This is a genomic window from Spirillospora sp. NPDC049652 (assembly GCF_040675125.1).
Taxonomy (GTDB): Bacteria; Actinomycetota; Actinomycetes; order Streptosporangiales; family Streptosporangiaceae; genus Spirillospora.
This window is the reverse complement of sequence record NZ_JBFAOF010001465.1, coordinates 1-1,287: the sequence shown is the minus strand read 5'-3', so window position 1 is coordinate 1,287 and position 1,287 is coordinate 1. Positions and strand designations below refer to the sequence as shown.

Genomic DNA, 1,287 nt, shown 5'->3' with positions numbered 1-1,287 from the left:
CCGGAACCTCCGCGTCCCCCCGCCGCGCGTCGCGCAGCGACAGGAAGGCCAGCCCCGCCCCGCGCAGGACGCACACCGCGACCAGGGCGAAGAACAGCCCGAACACCACGTGGAAGGTGACCAGCACGCTGTAGGCGGCGGCCGTCGCCAGGCCGAACCAGACCTGGTTGCGGGGCCTGGCGGGCGTCGTCCCCGGGTCGGTGATCATGTAGTTGGTGAACAGGACGAACGCCACGCCGGTCACCGGCAGCAGCGCGCTCAGCACCGCGGTGTCGGTCAGCAGCGCGCGCAGCACCGCCTGCAGCAGGAACCCGCCCACCCAGCCGGCGATCAGCGGCATCTTCCTGGTGAGCATCGCGTTCAGCATCGTCCCGGACGCCAGGATCAGGGCCGGGACGAGCCAGTCCAGCGGCCCGCCGATCCACTCGGTGAACTGGTAGGGCGGGGCGATCCCGACCCACGGGAACATCACCAGCACGACGGCGATGCCCAGGTTCGACGGGTTCAGCACATGCCGCGGACGGCCGTTCACGCGGACCCTGACCAGGTACTTCGAGGTGATCCCGATGGTCACCGCGAAGATCACCGGGCCGAGCCGGCTGTTGGCGTACAGCAGCATCGCGCAGGCCAGCGCGGTGATGTGCGCGGGCAGCAGGAAGTCCAGCAGGGCGCGCGCGCCGCCCGCGTACTTGCGCGGCCTCCCGGTCGCCCACGCGTCCAGGGTCTCCAGGCCGAGTTCCAGCACGTACGCCGTGGCGAGCGCGACGACCGGCGTGGCGTACGCCTGCTCGAAGCCGAGGACGGCGTGCCCGAGGACGGTGAAGGCCGTGATGGAGAGCGCGAACCGGCGCAGCGCGACGACGCGCGGGTCCTTGGCGGGGCGGGCGGCCTTCGCCGCGGTGGCGGCGCCGCCTGTCGTCGTGGAGCTGGTCGTGGTGGAGCTGGTCGTGGAACTCACTGTCCCGCCTCCCGGACGGACCCGTCAGAGGTCAGCAGTACGGTGTGCCAGCCCGGCGCGAGCCGGGTCTCGCCGTGGTGGAGGGTGCCGCAGGCGTCCCGCCAGTCCAGCCGGACCGGGACGGCCCCGGCCCCGGTCCCCGTGGTGGACGCGGCCGGGATGACGGCCCCGCGGTCGAGGCCGAAGAGCAGCTCCGGCGCGGAGACGCCCGCGTGTCCGTTGGCCGGGTAGACCTGGCCCGTCCGGACGTCACCGGTGCCCGAGAGCAGCCGCGCGGACGCGCCGATCACGGGCGTCACCGGCCCGCTCGCCTTCCCGGCCGGCGTGGG

1 protein-coding gene and 1 pseudogene are annotated in these 1,287 nt (G+C 73.6%); both read right to left on the bottom strand.

The features are described 5' to 3' along the window. On the bottom strand, window positions 1-958 hold a 958-nt coding region (locus AB0J52_RS41145; protein ID WP_500188682.1), incomplete at its 3' end, for an enediyne biosynthesis protein UnbU. Continuing rightward, a pseudogene (locus AB0J52_RS41140) lies at window positions 955-1,287 on the bottom strand (hypothetical protein); the annotation flags it as partial. The pseudogene AB0J52_RS41140 and the gene AB0J52_RS41145, both read right to left, overlap by 4 nt.